Source organism: Myxococcus sp. CA039A, assembly GCF_013336645.1.
GTDB classification, from domain to species: domain Bacteria; phylum Myxococcota; class Myxococcia; order Myxococcales; family Myxococcaceae; genus Myxococcus; species Myxococcus llanfairpwllgwyngyllgogerychwyrndrobwllllantysiliogogogochensis.
The window spans coordinates 27,080-47,490 of sequence record NZ_JABUMQ010000010.1 but is presented as its reverse complement, the minus strand read 5'-3'; the positions used below and the strand labels follow the sequence as shown (position 1 = coordinate 47,490).

The 20,411-nt window shown below is 67.8% G+C and carries 6 protein-coding genes; 3 read left to right on the top strand and 3 right to left on the bottom strand.

Features of this window, described 5'->3' with window-relative positions; translation table 11 throughout:
- Nucleotides 1-4: 4 nt before the first annotated feature.
- A complete protein-coding gene (locus tag HR086_RS02920; protein ID WP_174464800.1) occupies nt 5-7,147 on the top strand; it encodes an FG-GAP-like repeat-containing protein in 7,143 nt (2,380 codons plus the stop codon).
- Nucleotides 7,148-7,268: 121 nt separating this feature from the next.
- On the opposite strand, the gene HR086_RS02915 is transcribed toward HR086_RS02920, so the two are convergent.
- Nucleotides 7,269-10,307, bottom strand: coding sequence for a Vps62-related protein (locus HR086_RS02915; protein WP_174464799.1), 3,039 nt, complete (start codon nt 10,305-10,307; stop codon nt 7,269-7,271).
- Between the two features lie 426 nt (nt 10,308-10,733).
- Here HR086_RS02915 and HR086_RS02910 point away from each other — a divergent pair, with 426 nt between their 5' ends.
- Entirely contained in the window at nt 10,734-11,060 is a 327-nt protein-coding gene (locus HR086_RS02910; protein ID WP_174464798.1) for a hypothetical protein, read from the top strand.
- A gap of 294 nt (nt 11,061-11,354) precedes the next feature.
- Nucleotides 11,355-13,004: a DUF4394 domain-containing protein gene (locus tag HR086_RS02905; RefSeq protein WP_174464797.1), complete on the top strand. Its 1,650-nt coding sequence runs from the start codon at nt 11,355-11,357 to the stop codon at nt 13,002-13,004.
- Nucleotides 13,005-13,168: 164 nt separating this feature from the next.
- Here the strand turns inward: HR086_RS02905 and HR086_RS02900 are convergent, their stop codons facing one another.
- Together HR086_RS02900 and HR086_RS02895 are read right to left on the bottom strand one after the other, a co-directional pair.
- The gene (locus HR086_RS02900; RefSeq protein WP_174464796.1) at nt 13,169-14,635 is read right to left on the bottom strand and encodes an APC family permease; all 1,467 of its coding nucleotides are present in this window, start codon (nt 14,633-14,635) and stop codon (nt 13,169-13,171) included.
- A gap of 150 nt (nt 14,636-14,785) precedes the next feature.
- A complete protein-coding gene (locus HR086_RS02895; RefSeq protein WP_174464795.1) occupies nt 14,786-20,317 on the bottom strand; it encodes an RHS repeat-associated core domain-containing protein in 5,532 nt (1,843 codons plus the stop codon).
- Nucleotides 20,318-20,411: the final 94 nt, after the last annotated feature.

Genomic DNA, 20,411 nt, shown 5'->3' with positions numbered 1-20,411 from the left:
CGACATGACATCAGAGCCACTTCAGAAGAAGGATGGTCGGGCGAAGCGCGCCCTTTCGCTGTGCATGCTGGGCCTCTATGGCGCGAGCCTTCTCGGGTCGTGTGGCCCCATTCCGGGCAGCGGCGAGGGACTGACCGAGGCCGAGGTCTCGGAGAACCGCCTGAGCGGGGATGAGCGGCTGCTGCCGCCCGTGGGAACGGTGGTGGACACCAATGCCCTGGCCGGGCTCGCCGCGGGTGCCACCGAGGGAACGTTCTCGGTCACCCCGGATGGCGCGGCGACCTACCGTCTGCCCTTGTGGGTGCCTCCGGGCCGCGCGGGGATGCAGCCGGAGCTCGCGCTCAGCTACCACAGCCGCTCCGGGATGGGGCTGGCTGGGATGGGCTTCACGCTGACAGGGACGCTCTCCCGCATCACCCGTTGTCGCAAGACGCTGGCGCAGGACAGCGCGGTGGCGCAGGTGCGCTTCGACGCGACGGATGCGCTGTGTCTGGACGGCGCCCGGCTCATCCACCTCAACCCCGAGACGACGCAGTACGGCGCCAGCGGGAGCGTGTACCGCACCGAGGTCGACACCTTCGCCCGGGTGATGCTCTCCACCAGCACCCCGAATGGTCCGCCGGATTACTTCGAGGTGCGTCAAAAGGACGGGCGCATCTTCACCTACGGCGCCGTGCTGGCGGGGATGCGGGTCCTCCCCACCCAGGCGCTGCCCGCGGGCGTGAGCACGGCGAACCTCCAGGCGGTGCGCTACGCCTGGGCCCTGTCCGAGGTGAAGGACAGGCAAGGCAACTACCTGCGGCTCGGCTACGACCTGCTGGGCGACCAGGAGACGGGCTACGAGCAGCGGTTGAAGAACATCGAGTACACGGGCTCCTACACGGACGCGACCGTGGCCGCGCGTCTGCGTCGCGTGGAGTTCCACTACGAGCCGGGGGACCTGGATGAGTCCTACGTGGCGGGCTTCAAGATGCGCTCGGCCTCGCGCCTGGACCACATCGACATGTTCGCGCCGGACGTGCCTGTCTCCCAGTGGGAGTCGGGTCCGAGCACCCTCTGGCGCAGGTACACGCTCGAGTACCGCAACGACAGTGTCTCCGGGCGGAGCCTGCTCAAGTCCGTGCAGGAGTGTGACGGCCGGAACGCGTGCAAGGAGAAGACGTCGTTCGACTGGGAGCTGGGCTCCGAGCAGTTCCTCACCCTCAACACGGGCATCGCGGACGTCGCGGCCAACAGCGACGTCCCCGACACGTCGAGCACCCTCCATTACAAGGCCCGCGATTTCTGGAACGTGCACGTCGCGGACGTCAACGGAGACGGAAAGGACGACCTGCTCTACCGCTTCATGCGGTTCTCCTCCACGGCCGGCTACTTCCCGGCGGAGTGGCGTCTGAGGTTGAGCACCGGCTCGGGGTTCGGCGGCTACACCACGGTCAACCTGCCCAGCTCGCAGGTCGGTGACTCGCAGGATGACCTTTCGGCCGTCGACATGGACATGGACGGAAAGACGGACATCGTCGCCCTCAACCGGACCGACTGCGACAACAACATCAGCGGCCACTTCCAGGTCTACCGCTACAACGGCTCCAACTTCACGCCCGCCGTCTTGGACGGCCATGAGACGTATGCGGTGTGCGGCACGTCGACCGCGACCGTGAAGCCCCCGGGCCTCCAGGTGGCCGACCTCAGTGGTGACGGCCTGCCGGACCTGCTCCGCTCGTGGCGCCCCAGCAATGCGAGCACGAGCGTCCCGACGGAGTGGGCCTGGCGGCTCAACCAGTTGGGCATCACTGGCAGCCTGGGCTTCCCTGGCTACACCGCCATCGGCGCGCGCTCCGGCATGGACCATTCCGGCTTCGTGGCCGACGTGGACGGCGACGGCGCCGCCGAGGTGCTGCTGCGCAAGCCGAACAGCCTCCCCACCACCCAGTCACGCAGCCCGGATGGGTTCGCCGGGTACTACACCGCGGTGGGCATCAACCCGGATGGCAGCCGGCGCGAGACGGAGACGACGCTGACGGCCCTGCCCTGGGACTACGAGTTCAGCGGGCCCTTCCACTACCGCGACATGTGGATGGTGGACGTGACCGGCGATGGGCTGCCGGATGCGCTCACGCTTCACAAGGAACGTCAGCCGCATGACGGCGTCCCGCGCGAACTCCGGTTGGCCATCAACAACGGCAGTGGCTTCCTGCCTCCGCAGACGCTCTCCATTCCCGCGGGGGCCATGCCTGGCCCCTCGCAGTGGGGAGCGGTGGGGCGCTTCGTCGACAGCGGCGTGCGCCTCCTCGACTACAACATGGATGGGCGTCAAGACCTGCTGCTGACGGACAGTTACAATGACCGGGGCACCATCCGGACGAACCTCACCGTGCTGTTGTCGACGGGCGCTGGCTTCACCTCGAAGGTGCTGACCGGCCTGCCGGTGGGGATGTCCACGGGGCAGGGCTTCACCTCACCCCTGGGCTCCACCACGGATCTGGAAGGGGCCGGCTGGGGGCAGAAGCTCACGCGGGTGGGCGACATCAACGGTGACGGCCTGCAGGACATCATCCAGGTCGTCGGGAACGTCTTCACGAGCCAGCTCGTGGTGCACCTGCGCCAGGGCCTCAAGCCGGACCTGCTCCGCCGGGTCACGGATGGCAATGGCAAGTGGGCCTCCTTCGAGCACCGCGCGCTGGGGAACTCTCCGGGCCACTTCACGGCGGGCGGGTGCACCTATCCCCAGTACTGCGGGGTGCGGGGCATGTGGGCCGTCAATGCGTACATGACGGACAACGGGCTCGACGGCCCGGATGCCTTCTTCCACTGGTCCATCCTCGCCTACGAGGGGGCTCGCACGGACCTCCGCGGCCGTGGCTGGCTGGGGTTCTCCCGCCGCACCGTCACCGACCAGATAACGAGCAAGGTGACGACGACGGTCTATGACAACACCACTCGCACTGGCACGCTGTACCTGCACGCGTTCCTCCCCAAGCAGGAAGAGGTCGCCACGCCCCTGACGGGACGCACCCATACCGTCACCAGCACCTTCACCCGCGAGCCGCGCATCGCTCCGGAAGGGCGCACCCGGTTCCTCTGTCCCTCGGTGACGACCCTCTCCGAGAAGGACGGAATCTTCGGCACCGTGTCGTGGAAGCTCCAGTCCCAGGACTGCGACGGCTACGGCAATGCCACGCGGCTCTTCACCGTCGTGCGCACGGATGAGAACGCCGTCGAGGGCACCTGGACGGAGCGCGTCCTGGAGGTGGAGAACCATCCATCCACCTGGGTACTGGGCCTCACCCGGCGGGAGACGGACACGTCCTACACTCCAGCCTCGACCCGCCATCCCGGCGGACAGCAAGCCACCCGCGCCACGACGTACCAGTACTGCCCCGGAGCTTCCTGCCCGGAGTCCAATGCCCTGTGGCGCGTCACCCAGGCGCCGGAGGGCACCGCGGACACGAAGCTCTTCACCACGTACTCACGCGACCTCACCGGCCAGGTGACGTCCATCGAGACCTCGGACACGCAAGGGGTGCTGCCGCGTCTGGAGCAGATCTCCTACGAGGGCCTCGAGAAGATCTTCCCCACGGTCATCATCAACGCCGCCGGGCACCGCACCGACGTCGCCCATCACCCGGGGTTGGGAGTGGTGGCGCTCACCGAGGACCCCAACGGGGTGCGGGTGCGCAACGCGTATGACGGCTTCGGTCGCCTTCGGATGGAGACGGCTCCCTACCGGGAGGGAGGAGCTTCTGGGGGTGCCACGGTTTGGATGGAGTACCACCGGGAGGCGCCGGGAACCCGCATCACGGTCCAGCGGGACGGCAGTCCCTCCCTGACTCACAGGCTGGACCGCTGGGACCGGGAGATCTACACCCTCGTCCAGGCCGCCGACGGCTCCTGGAGTCGCGCGACGATGGCCTATGACTTCTTCGGGCGCACCTTGCGCATCACGCAGCCTCGGTACGACCGCGAAGCCGAGAAGGCCACGACCTTCACCTACGACAACCTGGGGCGGAAGTTGAAGCAGACGAACCCGGACGGCACCTTCCGGGAGTGGGTCCACGAGTGGCGCACCACGACTGTCTATGACGAGAAGCGGAACAAGACCTACGTCAACCGCAACCCGCTGGGGCAGGTGGTGCATGTGAGCGAGCTGCGGGAGCCATCCGCTCCCTGGCTGGTGACCGAGTACCTCCACGGGCCGTTCGGCGTGCTGGACTCGACGAAGGACCCGAGCGGCGCCGTCACGGTGATGGAGTACGACGTGCGGGGGCGTCGCACGAAGCTGCTGGAGCCCAAGCTGGGCGCGCTCATCACCCTCTACGACGCCTACAGCGATGTCCGTGAGGAGACGGACGCGGCGGGCGTCCTGACGCGCTATGCCCACGACACCCTGGGGCGCGAGGTGTTCATCCGGAACCCGGATGGCCAGACGCACCTGTTCTGGGACACCGCTCCCCAGGGCAAGGGGGTATTGGCCAAGGCGGAGAACGACCGGAACACCGTCGCGACCGCGGATGACGTCGTCACGACCTATGCCTACGACACGCTGGGGCGCTTCACGCAGGAGTCGCTGTCGCTCAATGGCGCGACGTACCCCGTCGACCAGAGCTACGACGGGTACGGGCGTCTGGACAAGACCTGGTATCCGACGGGCCCCGGTGGCACCCGCCTGGCCGTCCAGCAGACGTATACGGCCACGGGTTACCCCGAGGCCGTGCGAGACGCGGCCACCAGCGCCGAGTACTGGCGCGTGAAGGACCGGGATGCCGCCGGCCGCCTGCTCGTCGAGGCGCGGGGAGGCAATGTCATCACCAGCTGGAACCGCTACGACGGCCAGGGGCGTCTGCGCTTCATCGAGTCCCGCAAGGCGGCCGGACAGCTCGTCCAGTCGCTGGCGTACAGCTACAACGCGGATGACAGCCTGCGCAGCCGTCACGACAACCTGAACCAGGTGACGGAGTCGTTCCAGTACGACGGCGTGGACCGCCTGACGCGTTGGACGGTGCAGGCGGGCTGCGACAACACCGTCACCAACTACGGCTACGACGACCTGGGCAACCTCAACGCCAGGCGGGTGGTCCGCAATGGCACACAGACCGAGCAGCTCTACTTCCAGTACGGGGCCCTCACCGCGTCACGGCACGCCATCACCGGCGTGAGCACGGACCCTGCCTTCGGCACACTGGCTGAGACGTTCAGCTACGACACCGGGGGGAACCAGACCCAGGCGAACGAGCCCGCGACGGGGCGCTTCCGCAACATCACCTATACCGCCTTCAACCTGCCCTCGACGCTGGTGACTCAGCAGGGAACGCTGACGTTCACCTACGACGCGCTCCAGCGCCGCACGCTCAAGCAGCACAGCAACGGGGACTCCACCCTCTACGTGGCGGGGGGCCTCTATGAGAAGCGCAAGAAGGCGGGCGTCGAGTCTCACGTCTTCCAGGTGATGGCCGGAGGGAAGGCGGTGGCGCAGGTGACGCTGGCCGCGAGCGGCGGCGCCACGCCCGTCACCACGTACCTGCTGCACGACCACCTGGGCTCGGTGGAGACGGTGACGAACGACGCAGGCAACGTGCTGGAGCAGCGCAAATACCAACCCTTCGGGGCGCAGGGCCGGGCGGACGACCCGACGCTGGCGCCGGCCTCCACCGCCAGCGACGTGCGTGTGGGCTTCACCAGCCACGAGTGGGACGACGAGGCGGGGCTGGTCAACATGAAGGGGCGGCTCTACGACCCGAGGGTGGGGCGCTTCCTGACTCCCGACCCGGTGGTCAAGGCGCCCTATTCCAGCCAGGCGTTCAACCGCTACAGCTACGGCTTCAACAACCCCCTGCGCTACGTCGACCTCAGCGGGTTCACGCCCACCGAGTCCTCGAGCGTCGTGGGCACCTGGCATACGGCGGACGGCGAACTGATGGAGATCTGCGGCTCGGCGAACCCCGGTGACTGCGGCGCTCCCAGCGTGGGAACGGGGACTGGTGACGGAGTCGGACAGGGTGACAGCACTCCTTCGGCCGTCGCGGGTGGGGCCGACCAGAACGGCAGCATGGAGACGGGCTACGTCGAGTCCTCGTGCAAGTACTGCGTGGGAGATGGTCGCGGCCTGTTCGCGATGAACGACCAGCAGATGGATTCGCTCCAGGGATGGCTGCGGGAGACCAAATGGTCCTACGTCCCCTTCGTGGGGCTCGGCACCACGTCGCTCAACCTGATGCTGTCGTTGATGCGAGGTGACAACGATGAGCTGGCCAGTGATGTGACACAGGTGGTCATCTCACTTGCCTCCGCGAAGGTGGTGGGGTTCGCGTTCAAGACCGCGGCACCCATTGTCACCTCGGCGACCCGCAGTTTGATCAACAGGGCGGGGCTCGCCCTCGCCCCCAGATTCCCGCTCGGCGGCTGCTTCGTCGCGGGGACTCCCGTCCTCACCGCGGAGGGCCTGAGGCCCATCGAGGAAGTCCTGGCGGGAGACTGGGTGTGGGCCTGGAACGAGAAGACGAAGGAGCCGGGCTGGCACCGGGTGACGAGGACCTTCATCAAGCCGGAGAGGGTGGTGCTCCGCGTCGTCCTCGAAGCGCCTGACGGCACTCGTGAAGAGCTCGGAGTGACGGCGGAGCATCCGTTCGGCGTCGCCGGCCATGGCTGGACGGAGGCTCAGGACCTCCGCGCCGGGGATGAGGTCGAAAGCGCCACGGGACAGCTCCTGCGCGTCCTCTCCGTCGCGACGTCCGCCGAGCAGCAGGTCGTCTTCAACTTCGAGGTGGAGTTCGCCCACACGTACTTCGTCGGGGAGTTCTCCTCGTGGGTCCACAACAACTCGGTGAGCGGGCTGGCCGTGAAGGAAGCCGTGTCCTTCACCTACGGCGAGCTGCGCAAGGCGGGCCTGCACCTCACCGACCGGATGTCCGGAAACCAGTTCGTGAAGCTGGTCAAAGACATCCAGAAGGACGGCATCAAGGACAAGCTCATCAACTTCGTCAAAATCGCGAACGAGAACTACGTCGTGCTCGGAAACAACAGGTTGCAAGCCGCGCGAAAGCTGGGCCTCGCCGATGAGTTGATCTTCAAGGAGGTGCAGCTGCCGTTCCGAGGATTCAAGACGGAGGATGATGTCATCGAGGCCGCCGCCGATTTCCTGAGCGGAGGCTGAGACAGCAGGACTCCGTGAGGGTGGTGCCCCGGGTGGAGCGGGTGCCACCGCACAGGCCCTGCCGGCGGCGGAATGCCGGCAGGGCCTGTGTCCCTTCGAGTCTGGCGGAGCGTGGGCCCGCTCACTCCATGACCATCGCCTCTGGATTGGCGATGGTCTTCAGCATGGGCCCGCTGGGGCCGCCGTTGCGGATGCACTCATTCGAGTATTGCGTGACGATGTTGAGGCAGCCATCTGGCGGATTGCCCCACTGGAGGATGGAGTCCATCCACGCCGGACCGTTCGTCGACGTGTAGGTGCCCAGCGGCTGCCAGGGGATGATGACGGGGCGGTCCCACCCAATCCACGGCGTGCCTCTTCCTGTCTCGTCGCTCAGGAGCTCTCCGTTGAAGAGCGTCTTGTACACATGCGAGCCGGTGTCCGGATAGGCGCCGTGTGAACCAAAGGCCACATAGGTCTCGGGATGGAAGTTCAAGAGGCCCAGCGCTTTGTCTCCATAGACGAAGAGCTGCCCTTCGGCATGCTGGGCCATGAAGACATGGGTCGGTCTCCCGTCGACGAAGCGCACGGTGACGTGCTCCCAGTCGCCCACGTGGTTGCCGAAGGTCGAGAACTTCCCGAGGCAGGAATGCACGGCATTGTAGAAGCCCACGCAGACGCGCTTGCCTCCGTTGTAGGGGTAGAACATCCAATAGACGACGTCGGTGGTCTGGGTTGGGGCTCCGGCCTGGGTGCGAGGGATGATCTGCGCATACATCGGCACGTGGGTCGTCGGGTCCGGACGCTGGCCGTGCAGGAACGCGGGGTCCGTACAGGAGGCGCAGCCCAGTGGCTCGCGGGTCTCCATGAAGTATCCGACGGGCGTCACGTTCGCGAGGAAGAAATCGGCGGAGGACGGCCAGTAGTATTCGTCTGGATGGAGCCAGACCAGGGGCGCGTACTGGAGGACGGTGAGGTCATCGACCGGGGCACCCTGGAGTTCGGCGTTGGCGAGGGCGCTCTTGTTGAGAGCCCAGAAGAGACTGGCATTGGCGGCGCCATAACCGACCTGGCCCACCATGGATGAGGCGGTCAGGGACCGGTGGTCCGTGGCATTGGCCTGGAAGACAGTGCCGTCGCGATAGGCACTCGAGCCCCTGTCGTCCCACAGCCAGGCAGGGCTCGCGGGCAGGACATACTCACTGCGGACACACCGGATGAGCTGGGTGGACGGCTTGTCATAGCCCAGGGTGGCCACCGAGCCGAGGCAGGTATAGCCAGGAGCGGGCCTGGGGTGCCAGAAGCTGGCATCGTGAGAGCCGCGGGTGTGTTTGTCATCCCAGACGAGGTCATAGTCGATGGGAGGCGCCAGCACGTCCCCCTCACCGGAGACCACGAAGGTCATCCGAGGCGGTGAGCCATGGGAGGGCATGGCCACGTCGCCCAGGGAGTAGTGGCCCGGGAACCGGTCGAGCTTGGGACGCCAGACGGAGATGTTGTCGTGCGCTCCGGTGTTGTGGTCGTCGTAGACCCAATCGAAGTGGGTCTCTGCCTGGACGAAGAGGCGCAGCGGGTAGCGGAGCCGGGCCTTGTCGGAGCGCAGGGTGAAGTCGGCCGTCTGCCCGGCCTGGGTCGTCGCGGCGACGAGCTTGTAGCTGCCGGGCTGGAGGTCATAGGCGATGCGCGCGCGTGAGCCGCCAAGGGGGTCGTTCGCCTCGGCGAGCACGTTTCCGCTGGAGTCGAGGAGGTAGAGGTAGGGGCTGGCGTTGTTGGCTTCGAGGTCGAAGGTGACGATGTCGGGCGGGCCGGAGTGCTCGACGAGGAACTGACGGTTGGCGGGACTGGTTCGGCTCTGGCCTCCGGAAGCGAGCCACTGGCCATGGAGGATGTTGTTGTTGCGGGAGGTGGTGGACTCGACGACGAGGCTGGAGGTGACGGCGTTGAGGAGGCTGCCGGTGAGGTCCGTGTCCTGGGTGAGGACGATGCGCTGGCCGGAGAAACCCGAGTCCGCGTAAAGGGTGACCTGGAAGCCGTCGGGTACCTTGAGGGAGCGGAGGGTGTCATTGCCCAGCGTGAGCTGGTTGATGTCATACCGGCCCGCGCGCAGGGATTGACGGACTCCTCCGAAGTTGTGCTGGGAATAGACGGACACGGGGGCTTCCACCTTGATGCTGGAGGCCCGTTTGTCCCAGCCATTGCCCGTCAGGAGGGTGTCGGAGGTGAAGGTGATGGAGCTGCCGGAGAAGCGCGAGTGCTCGTAGAGGGTGACGGCCCAGCCCCTGGGGACGTGGACGGAGCTGATGGTGTCGTTGCCGACGGTGAGCTGGTGCTGGTCATACCAGCCGGGCTGCAGCGCCTGGGCGGAGGGCTCGGCGCCACCGGAGGGGTAGACGCGTGCGACAGGCGTCCAGGCGACAGGTGGAGCGGCGTAGAAGAGGGGGAGGGCGCCGCCGAGCGCGGGGTCGGCGCCGAGTGGAGCCGTCCAGCCGCAGTAGCCGCCGCCAGTGATGGAGACGACCTGGTCGACGAAGCTGTAGGACGCGGCGCCCAGCTGGCTGAAGCCACTCGTCACGAAGTAGTCGGCGGGCAGCTTGAACGGGGTGCCGCGCAAGTCGACGTTGGCCCTGCCGGAGCCGCCCCAGTCGCAGGACATGGCGGTGGCGTAGGGCATGGTGGAGATGTTGGCCTGGCCATTGTGTGAGAGCGCGCCGGTGGACGTCGCGAAGCGCCGGTCGGACGTATCGACCTCGAGCGTGACGGGGTTGATGCGCAGCTTGGAGAAGACAGTGCGGACGTTGCTGCCGGGGGCCGCGCCACCCGCGGTGTATTGAGAGAAGTTGGAGTGGAGGCCATTCTCGGGGAGCGGGAGATACTCGGTGGGAGTGCCGGCCATGTCGTGGCACCAGGCCTTCCAGGGCCGGGCGGCGTCCCCCATGAGGTGAAGGGTGTACTCACCATCTCCGGCCTGGGGCCTGGCGTTCTTGATTTCCCGGCAGGACTTCTCGCGCAGCGGGGCCAGCTGTTGCTGGAGGACGGGCAGGGCCTCTGTCTCTCCGGGCAGGGATTCGGAGTGCCCGTCCGACTCGATGCCTTCGCCCTGGCAACCCGTGGAGAGCGCGAGGAGTCCCCCGAGGAGCACTGCGCGCCATGCCGCGGATTTCAATGAAACACCCAGACTCATGTCGTGAACCCTTCGCTTGATTCAAGGCGGGGGTGGACGCAGGTCGTGGTCACCCCTTCTTGAATGAGGACTGCCCACGAGCGGGGTCCTCGAAGGAGGCCGCGCGGTGGGGGCCGCGAGGAGGCTCGAGGGGGTTACTCCGTGGGTGGAGTGCGTCGTCTCCGGGCTGGAGACGGCGAAGGGTTTTCGCGTGTGATTCCCGGGGATTTATCCGGCGCGCCCTTTCGGAGGGAGGCACAGGCGGAGAACCCGCATCACGTCCTGACCCAGGAGGGTCATAAGCGGCCCGCTCGGTCAGGGCTGAAGTGTTTCTGGAGTAGAAAAGTACGCCAGTCGCGACTTTTGAAGATTCGCGGTTTTCCTGAGACAGTCGAGGGGCCGGCTCACGCGTGGGTGGCCCGGTCATCCCGTCATCGTGGAGACATCATGAAACTGCTATCGAAGTCCCTGTTCGCAGGAGTCGCGGCGCTCGTGTTGGCCCCGCTGTCCGCGTCGGCCCTGCCTCCGGACTGCTCCCAGGCCCGTTGCAATGAGAGCACGCCGTGCTGGCTGGTCTGTGCCATTCCCTGGAGCATGCAGGTCGTCACCTGTGAGGAGTGGGTGACCGAGTGGGAGTACGGCACCTGTGGCGGCGCGGCCCTGGGGACCGAGGAGGACGAGCTGTCGTCGTCGGAGTCGTCGCGTGATGACGCCGCGCTCGTGGCCCCCATCTGCGCGCCGCCGATGCTGGCTGCTCGGGCCGTGACGCTGTAGCGCCGGTTCATCCTGAGCGGTCGAGTCCATCACTCGCATGCTGGCGGGTGATGGACTCCCATCAAGGCTTCCGGCGACTCAGGGCTCCCTGCCTCGCCTGGCGGTTCGCGGTGTTTGATTTCAGAGAAACAAGAAGCATCGGCGGCGCTTCGGTCCGTCCTCGGAAGGTGCCTTGTTCCGCGGCGGGTCGGATGACGAACAGCCAGGTGCTCCGCGGCACGGGGAGGAATCCAGCTCAAGAGGACCATCGTAAGGGCTCGTGAAATCAATCCGGTCCATCCTTCGGGGGAACCCATGACCCGTATCAGGAAGCCGCACCAGTTCCTCGCCGCGCTCGCTACCGCGCTCTTCCTCACGGCCTGTGGTGACGACGACGACCCGAACCCGACTCCCGGCACGGGGCTGGATGGCGCGCCGGACCCGGTCATGGTGGGAGAGGTCGTCGCCCTGACCGCATCGGACATGCTCGTGTCCTTCAATCGCGCGACGCCCGATGTCCTGGTGGGCTCCATCGCCGTGACGGGTCTGGACGCGGGAGAGTCGCTCTTGGGCATCGACTACCGTCCCGCCGACTCGCAACTGTATGGCCTCACCAGCGGGGCGCGAATCGTCACCCTGGCCCCGGACACCGGCATCGCCACCGTGAAGGCCACGCTGTCCGCCATGACAGGGGACGACAATCCGTTCACGGACCTCGTCGGCACTGACTTCGCCGTGGACTTCAATCCGGTGGCGGACCGCCTGCGCGTGGTGAGTGACAGCGGTCAGAACCTGCGCATCAATGTCGACACCGGCGACACCATCACGGATGGCGCCATCAATGGCGGCAATGGCGGCGCGCAGGTCAGCGGTGCGGCCTATACCAACTCCTTCGCGGAGACCGCCACCACCCGCCTCTTCGTGCTGGATGCGGCGACCGACACCGTCTACCTCCAGGATCCGCCGAACAACGGCACACTCTCCGCCCCGGTGGCATTGGGCGTGGATGCCTCGGGGGTGAATGGCTATGACATCGATGCGCGGACCAACGTCGGTTATGCCGCGCTGACGGTTGGCGGTACGCAGCGCCTGTATCGCATCACTCCGGAGAATACTTCGGCCCCCGCCACGGAAGTCGCGGCCATCGGCTCGACGGAGCCCCTCAAGGGGCTGGCCCTGAAGCAGGAGTCGGGCGCCACGGTCTACGGTCTCACCACCGACAACCAGCTCGTGCGTGCCGCCGTCTCAGCGCCCAACACGCTGACGGCGACGGTGGCGCTGACGGGGGTGCCAGCAGGGGAGACGTTGCTCGGCATCGACCTGCGCCCGGCGGACCGGACGATGTATGCCCTGTCGTCCGCCGGGAAGCTCTACACGGTGGACACGCAGACAGGCGCGGTCACCGCGAAGGCCACCCTGAACGCGGACCCCGCCGACACCACGGAACCCTTCACCGCGCTGTCGGGGACTCAGTTCGTCATCGACTTCAATCCCGTGGCGGACCGTTTGCGCGTGGTGAGCGACACGGGGCAGAACCTGCGCATCAACGTCGACACGGGCGCGACGACCACGGACGGCGCTATCAACCGGACGCCGGATGCCGTCGTCTTCGGTGTGGCGTACACGAACAGCGTCATGGGTGCGACGGCGACGACGTTGTTCGACCTGGAGCGCAACAGCAACGTGCTGACTCAGCAGGTGCCCCCCAACGATGGCACGCTGGTGAACGTGGGGGCGCTGGGCGTGACGTTTGTCGGCGCGACGGGGTTTGATATCGCTGGCGGCGACAACGGGCTGCCGCTGGCGGCGGGTCGCACGGCGGCCAGTGGTCCCTATGTGCTGTATCAGGTGAATCTGCTGACGGGCGCCGCGACGTACTTTCCGCGCACCGCTACGACAGCGGAACAGGCGGCCATCGGTGGGGCTTCCGGTCCGGAGCTGCGAGACATCGCCATCGTGTACTGACGCATGCATCTGAAGGGTGGGCGCGCCGCCATTCCCTGCCTTGCGCGCAGGGGTGGCGGCGCATCTGTGTGGAGAGGTACGCACCTCGCCCTTCCCGGTCGGGCTCGTCGTGCGCGCCGCTGTTCACCGCGGCCCGCCGAGCCGTGGAGCATCCGGGATGGCCTTCAGTCCGCTCCGCGCTTGCCAGACACCGCGCTCCGCACGGGCTGCTCCGGCACCGAGGGGCCTTCCACGACGTCTGTTCCCGATACCTGAGCCGTGGCGGGCGCCTCCCTGCGCTTGCGCCAGTAGAGGAACACAGGCACGCCCGCGCCGAGCAGCAGCGTGCCCTTGAGCGCGTTGAGGGGATTGGAAGCCGTGGACCCCACCACGACGTAGAGCGCCGCCGCGATGAAGAGCAGGGGCGTGACGGGATGGCCAGGCACCCGGTACGTCACGCGGGGCACCTGTCCCTGTCGCTCCCGGGCCCGGTAGACGAAGAGCGTGGCGGCCGTGGCGCCGAAGACAAGCCAGTCCGCGAAGACGACGTAGTCGAGCAGCTCGCCGTAGGTCCCCGTGCTCGTGAGGAGGATGGCCCAGACCGCCTGGAAGACGATGGCCGCCGAGGGCGTGTGGTAGCGCGGATGCAGCCGCGCCATCCACGGGAAGAACAGCCCATCCGCCGCCATCGCCTGGTAGACACGGGGCGACACGAGGATGACGAGGTTGAGGAACCCGAAGGTGGAGAGCGCCACGCCCGCCGTGATGAAGGTACGGCCCGTGGGCCCCAACAGGAGCCCGAGCGCATCCGCCGCGGGAGCGTTGCTCGCCGCCAGTCCCTCCGCGCCGAGCGTGCGCAGGTAGGTGAGGTTCGCGAGCAGGTACACCGTCACCACGCCGATGACGCCCCAGAGGAGCGCGCGGGGCAGGTTGCGCTCCGGATTCACCAGCTCCTCGGCCACGAAGTTGGTCTGCTGCCAGCCGCCGTAGCTGAAGAGGACGGGGACCAGCGCGGCGCCGAGAGCCAGCACGATGGAGTCCGGAGGCGAGGGGGGCGTCGTGGTCCCCACCGAGGGAGAGGCCCCCGCGAGCAGCAGTCCCGCGCCCACGAGCACCGCGAGCGCCACCAGCTTGAGCACCGTGAAGACGTTCTGCGTGAGCGCCCCGGGCCGCACGCCGAAGTAGTTGATGCCGGAGAGCAGCACGATGGCGCCGACGGCGAGCGGAAACCGATAGCCGTCCGCGAGGCCCGTCAGTGCCAACGTGTAGTTGGCGAAGGTCACCGCCACCGCGGCGATGGCGCCGGTGGCGATCATCAGCAGCATTCCCCAGGCATTGAGGAAGGCGGGCAGCTCGCCAAAGGCATCGCGCAGGTAGACGTAGCTGCCGCCCGCCTTGGGGATTCGCTGTCCCAGCTCGCCGTAGATGAAGGCGCCGATGAGCGCTACGCCACCGCCGAGCAGCCAGGCCCCCAGCGTGAGAGCGGGGGTGTGCACGCGCTGGGCGACGATGGAGGGGTTGAGGAAGATGCCCGAGCCGATGATGCCGCCGATGACGAGCATCACCCCCGAGAACAGGCCCACCCGCCGCGAATAGCCTCCGCCCGACGTGCCTGACGGAACTCCAGCTTCATGCTCGAGAGGAGGGCTCATGGCCGTCGAGCATAGTCCGAGGGCGGACGCCGACCAGCGTCAGGCCCGTGAGAGCCCTGCCCGGGGCCGCTGCGCGGGAATCGCTGGAACGCGAAAGAGGGCCGGTGGACGACCCGGCCCTCCTCCGCGATGGACTCACGACAGGTGTCGCTACCTGTGGTCCTCGTAGAACTCCTTCAGCTCCTGCTCCGCGCTCTCCAGGTTCTCGGTCGCCTTGTCGATTTTCTTCTGGAGGGCGCGGTCCTCGGCCGCCAGCTCGTTGATGCGCTGGTGGACGTAGTCCATGCGCTCCTCATCCGGCAGGGACTGGCTCGCCTCTTCGAGGTAGCTGCCCAGCTCCTGGTGGAGGGCGGCCTGCTGCTGCGCCATCTCCTGGAGGGCCTCGCGGATGAAGCGGGCCCGCGACTGCGCCACCGGCTCGCTGAAGAGGGGATTGGTGCCGTTGATGCAACCGCCGATGAACTTCACGACCTTGATTGCGGCGTTGGCCTTGCGGACCCCGGAGACCACCGGGTTGTTCAAGAACCGCTTGCCCATGTCGTACCCGGCCTTCACGCCCGAGACGACCTTGGGACCGCCGACCTGCACGCCCGCGGCGATGGCGATGGGCGCACCCACGCTGACCGCGTTGCCGACCGCGTCCCCCGTGGGAACGTTCTTCTCCTCGGTCCCCGTCGGGTCCACCAGGTCCAGTGGACGGTTGCTCACGTAGCTGTAGAGGTTGCACTCGACGGGACTGGCGCGGCACTTCTCCAGGTCCTCGAGGAACAGCGGGTCCGGAGTGGTGAAGCGATTGATGCGGGCGTCGTAGTCGCGGACCCCCATGCGCACGAAGCCCATGTCCGCGTCGTAGGCCTTCTCCACGTAGTCCAGCGCCGCCGAGCCCGTGGGGTGTGTCGCCCGGTCACCGAAAGGCGAGGCCACCCGCTGCGTCCCGTCCGCATCCGCCATCACCGTGCCACGGCGGTCGGTGGACAGCAGGCGGAAGGCGCCGTTCTCCAACGCGCCCACCAGCTGCGCATCCACGCGCACCGGCTGGGTGAGTCCCGCGCCATCCAGATACGCGCCGCCCTCCAGATATGCCGCGAGCGGTGCCCCGGACGCATCACGCTTCAACAGGCGCTCTCCGTCCTCGTCGTACACGAAGCTCCAGCTCTGGGCGCCCTTCTGCGCGGAGGCCACCTGACCGTCCGGCCCATAGGTGAGGCTCAGGTCGTCCCGGGCCACCGTGCGGCCCAGCCCGTCCCGCGTGTACGTCACGCCACCGACCACCCACGTGTTCGCGCCCGTGACGAGGTTGCGAGTCCCCGAGGCATCCGAGATGAACGTGGACAGGCCCAGCGCGTCGAAGCCGTAGTCATACGCATGCTGCGCGTCCTGGGCCGAGGCCAGGAAGCCCTGGGGTGAATAGCCGTACTGCCGCGCGAGCGTCGTGCCACCGAAGCCCATCACCTCGCTGTCGGTGAGCCCGCGAGTATTCAGCTTCCAGGCGATGGAGGAGCTCCAGGCCGGCGTGGTGTGCGAGAGGCTGGTGCGCTGCCGGGTGAGGACGTCGTAGCCTAGCGACACCGACGTGCCACCACCGAAGTCCACCTTCGCCGTCTTGCCCAGGGCGTTGTACTGCACGCTCGCCCAGGGCTGACCGTTGCGCGTCAGGGCGCTCATCCGGCCCCAGGCATCCCAGACGTAGCCGAGCGACGTGGTGGACAGGACGCCGCCACCCGCGTCCTTCACGCGCGTGACCTCCTGCCGCACCTCTCCGCTCTCCGCGTACGTCAGCTCGCTCTCCACCGTGCGCCAGCCGGTGAGGCTGAGCGTCGACTTCGTCAGCGTGCCGTCCGTCCGGTACTCCATCCGCTTCGTGTACCCGTCACCCGACGTCGCGGTGAGCAGGCCCGGCACGCTCGTGTTGGCGGGAGCCGCCGGCGAGGCACCGTCGTAGTAGAGCTGGTACGACTTCACGCCGCCCGTGCTCGTGTGGGTGATGCCGGTGCGGCGGCCAATGCCGTCATACTGGTAGCCCTCGCTGCGCATCAGCGTGTTGCTCGGCGTGCGGAAGCGCTTCGCGGACACCAGCCACGTCCCGGGGGCGTACTCGAAGTCCACGTTCGCCACGCCATCGCGCTCCACGCGTTCGACGCGACCATAGGCGTCGTAGGACAGCCGGTGCCCCTGGTTGTCCGGCATCGTCACGCCCCGCAGGCGCCCCAGCGCGTCGTAGGTGTACGAATAGGCGAAGCCGAGCTCATCCTCGTACCGCGTCATCCGCTTCGCCGCGTCCAGGAACTGCCGACGCGTCTGCGTGCTGTTCTCCTGGGTCTCCACGACGAGCCGTCCCCCCGACAGCGCCCAGGACGTGGCCAGGGTCTGCTGGACGTCGACGTGGTGGCGCAGCACCTTCTCCACGTCGTAGCCGAAGACGGCTGTGCGCACGCTCGACGTCTGCTCGATGCCACCCAGCAGCGTGGCGTAGTCCAGGGCCGCCATGTCGGCGTTGGCCGGCAGGTTGGGACGCACGTACCGCGTCTTCTCCCGCTGCTGGCGGCTGTGCAGCGTCAGGCCGTCCACCACCCAGCCCTCGGGGACCAGGCGCGTCCTGGCCACGTCTTCCCCGGCGGCGGTGGAGTACTCCTCCGTGTAGCGCCGGGCATTGCCGCCAGCGTCCACCAGCGCCGTCGCGGCGATTCCGGCAGGGCGGGTGGCGGTGGCGAACCGGTAGCTGAGCGTCTCGTTGGGGTTCACCTCGCTCGCGGCGCCCAGGGCGTCCCACCGCTTCGCCAGTCGCTCCATCCCGTCGTAGCGGAAGCGCTCCACATGGGTGCTCGCGCCACGTCGGGTGGTCATCGTCAGGAGTCCGTCATGCAGCGGGTGGCGCTCGGTGACCTCCAGCGCCACTCCGTCCGGCTGGGTCACCTTGGAGAGCAGCAGGCGGCCCGGGGTGTACTCGAACGACGTGCTGCCCCGGCCCGGCTCGCTCACCGTCTTCACGGTGAAGTCCGGCCAGTAGCTCACCGTCTGGAGCGGCATGGCGCCCTGCGGCCCCTGGGCGACGACGCTCTGCACGAGCCCCACGGTGTTGCGGGTGATGACCCCCTGGTACGAGAAGTTCAGCGAGGACTGCGGATGCGTGCCCGCGTACGTCAAGGTGGCGGGCAGGCAGTGCAGGTGCTTGACGAGCGCCGGCAGGCTGGCGCGTCCCAGCGTGGTGGTGAGGGTGCCCCACGGGGTGGCGCGCACCTGCTGCTGCGGGCACAGGCCGTCGAAGGCGACCGTCTTCGTGGACTCGGTGAGCGTCACCGCCGGCAGGCTCGCGTCGCGGAAGCCCTGCCCCTCTTCCTTCAAGCGCTTGAACGTGACGCCCTGGTGCGTGGCGTCCTCGTACTCGCGGAAGGAGACCTCGCGGACCTGGGGCGTGAGCGCGTCCGTGCGCGTGTCGGAGAGCAGCAGGCCGGCGAAGTCATCTCCATTGAGGAAGTTGACCGCGTGGCTCTCCTGCGGCGCGGTGCGCACGACGCTGTCAAAGCCGACGAGGAAGCCACCCTGCGAGTGGTAGTTGGCGCCGAAGTACTGGTAGGCGTAGGTGATGGTGTCGTAGCCCGAGGACGCCGATGTCAGCGACGCCAGCACGGGCTGGCGGAAGCGGGCCCCGGGGGCGGCGGGCAGTCGCGTGTACGTGAAGCCCAGCAGGGTCCCCTTGCCGTCGTCCGCCGACTTGAGCAGGCCCGTCTCCGGGCCGTCCAGCGACGTGCTGTAGGCATCCGAGCCCTTCGTCACGGTGAGGCTGGTGTTGCCGCTGCCCGCGAAGTCGCCCTGAGTCAGGGCGCTCGTCGTCCCGTTGAAGAAGGTGAGCGCGGGGACGGTGACCTCGCGGAACTCGCTGCCGTTGTTGACGAAGAGCAGGGCGAGGCCCGCCTTCGACAGCAGCACGTCCGACATGCCGTCGCGATTCACGTCGACGAACATGGCCGAGTACGTCGCGAGCTGCGCCAGGCTGGTGCCGTTCTTCGTCAGCACGGGGAACAGCTTGCTGGACGCCGAGTCGAAGGCGTACCTGCCGGTTCCTGGCCACACATGCAGCCCGTTGGAGAGGCGCGCGACGATGTCCGGGATGCTGTCGCCGTTCATGTCATGCACCCACGTCGCCGTCGCCGAAACGCTCGGCGTCAACGTGCCGTTGAGGGTGGCACCGAACTGCGTACCGGGCGCCGCGCTGCTCGTATTGGGACGCACCTGGAAGCCGCCCGGGACGACGCGGATGAAGTCCGGCTGCTGGTCGCTGTCCAGGTCCACGAAGCGGGTGTGCGGGCCCAACTGCCACGCGCCCGTCAGGGACTGCTGGGACAGCAGCGTGCCGGCGCGGTCACACACGCGGATGTCCGTGGTGGAACCGCTGGTGTTGGTGATGGCCACGACTTCGGGCTTGAGCTGGTTGGGCCGCAGGCGGGCCAGCAGACGCGGCTCGTTGCTCACGTGGGCCGTGGGACGGCACACGGACTGCGTGCCGGCGTTGGCGGGAGGCAGGGCCTCGGCGCGGAAGCCCGAGTCCTCCTGGACGTAGAGCATCTGGGCCTGGGCATGCTCGAAGTCGAGCCGTCCATCCTCGTCCTCGTCCAGCAGCGAGGCGCGCCAGGGCTGGATGGCGTCCTGGCCCGCGGTGGCGAGCGTCGCGTCCAGCTTCGTCACCCGGCTGAAGGTGGCGGTGGCGAGCGCGTCCGCGGACGTGTGGTAGGTGTAGCGGGCCGTGGGCGCCACCGTCACGTCGGGCGCGGTGCCGTAGGTCTGGTCCACCTGGGACAGGTAGAAGGCCACGCCGTCCACGGGCTCCGTGTAGGCGAGCTGGTACTGCCACCGCGCTTCGAAGAGGCCCGTGCTCGCGCTCTTCGCCTTCACCGACAGGGTGGACACGCGGCGGTCCAACCGCAGCTTCTTGCTCGAGCGGAAGTCGTCCACTGGCTTCGCGAGCGTCGCGTAGCCCAGGTCCACCTGGTACTGGAAGTCCGTGCCGGTGCCGCCGTACCGCACCGTCTTCAGGAAGAGGCGGCCCGTCGCATTGGCCTCGTAGGTGAAGTGCGTCTTGCGGCCCGTTGCGCTCACCACCTCGCGCAGGGACCAGGAGTAGGTACCCTTCACGGTGTTCACCTGCGCCGAGCCCGCGACTCCACCCGCGCCATCACCGAAGCTCCAGACGCTGCCGTCGGGGTGATAGGCGGTGAGGCCCGTGGCGGACTGCTCCACGCGCATGGCGGGGTTCATGTCGGCGGGGTACCAGGCACCATCGGCGCCGAGGACGAGCCGTCCCCAGGGGCTGGTGAGATCGTCCGTCGCGTAGTCCAGGTCGCCCCGGACACGCCACCGGCGAATCTCCAGCCGCGTCTGCCAGCCATGTCCCCACTCCGACTGGCCAGCATCGGAGGAGTAGGTGGGGAAGGGCGAGCCGAGCACCTCGCCCCTGTCCTTCGGCACGGCGAAGGGGGAGGCGAGCGCGAAGCCACCGCGCGCCACATCCGCCGCGCCGAAGGCCGTCTGCGCATAGGTGCCGATGAGGGAGCCCCGCTGCGGAGCGGCGAGCTGGGGCGGTTGAATCTTGGCGTCCGTGAAGCCGGCGGGCTGCGCGAGCGCGAGAGGGGAGACGAGCAGGGCGGTGCCGCCCAGCATCCTTCGGAAGAGGGATAGCGGTTTCATGTTCCTACCTGATGGGTGAAGTACGAAAGAGAGAGGCGCTGCGAGATGGCTGGGGAGGGCGGAGCGCGGGGCGTTCCCCACGTCGCTCCACCCT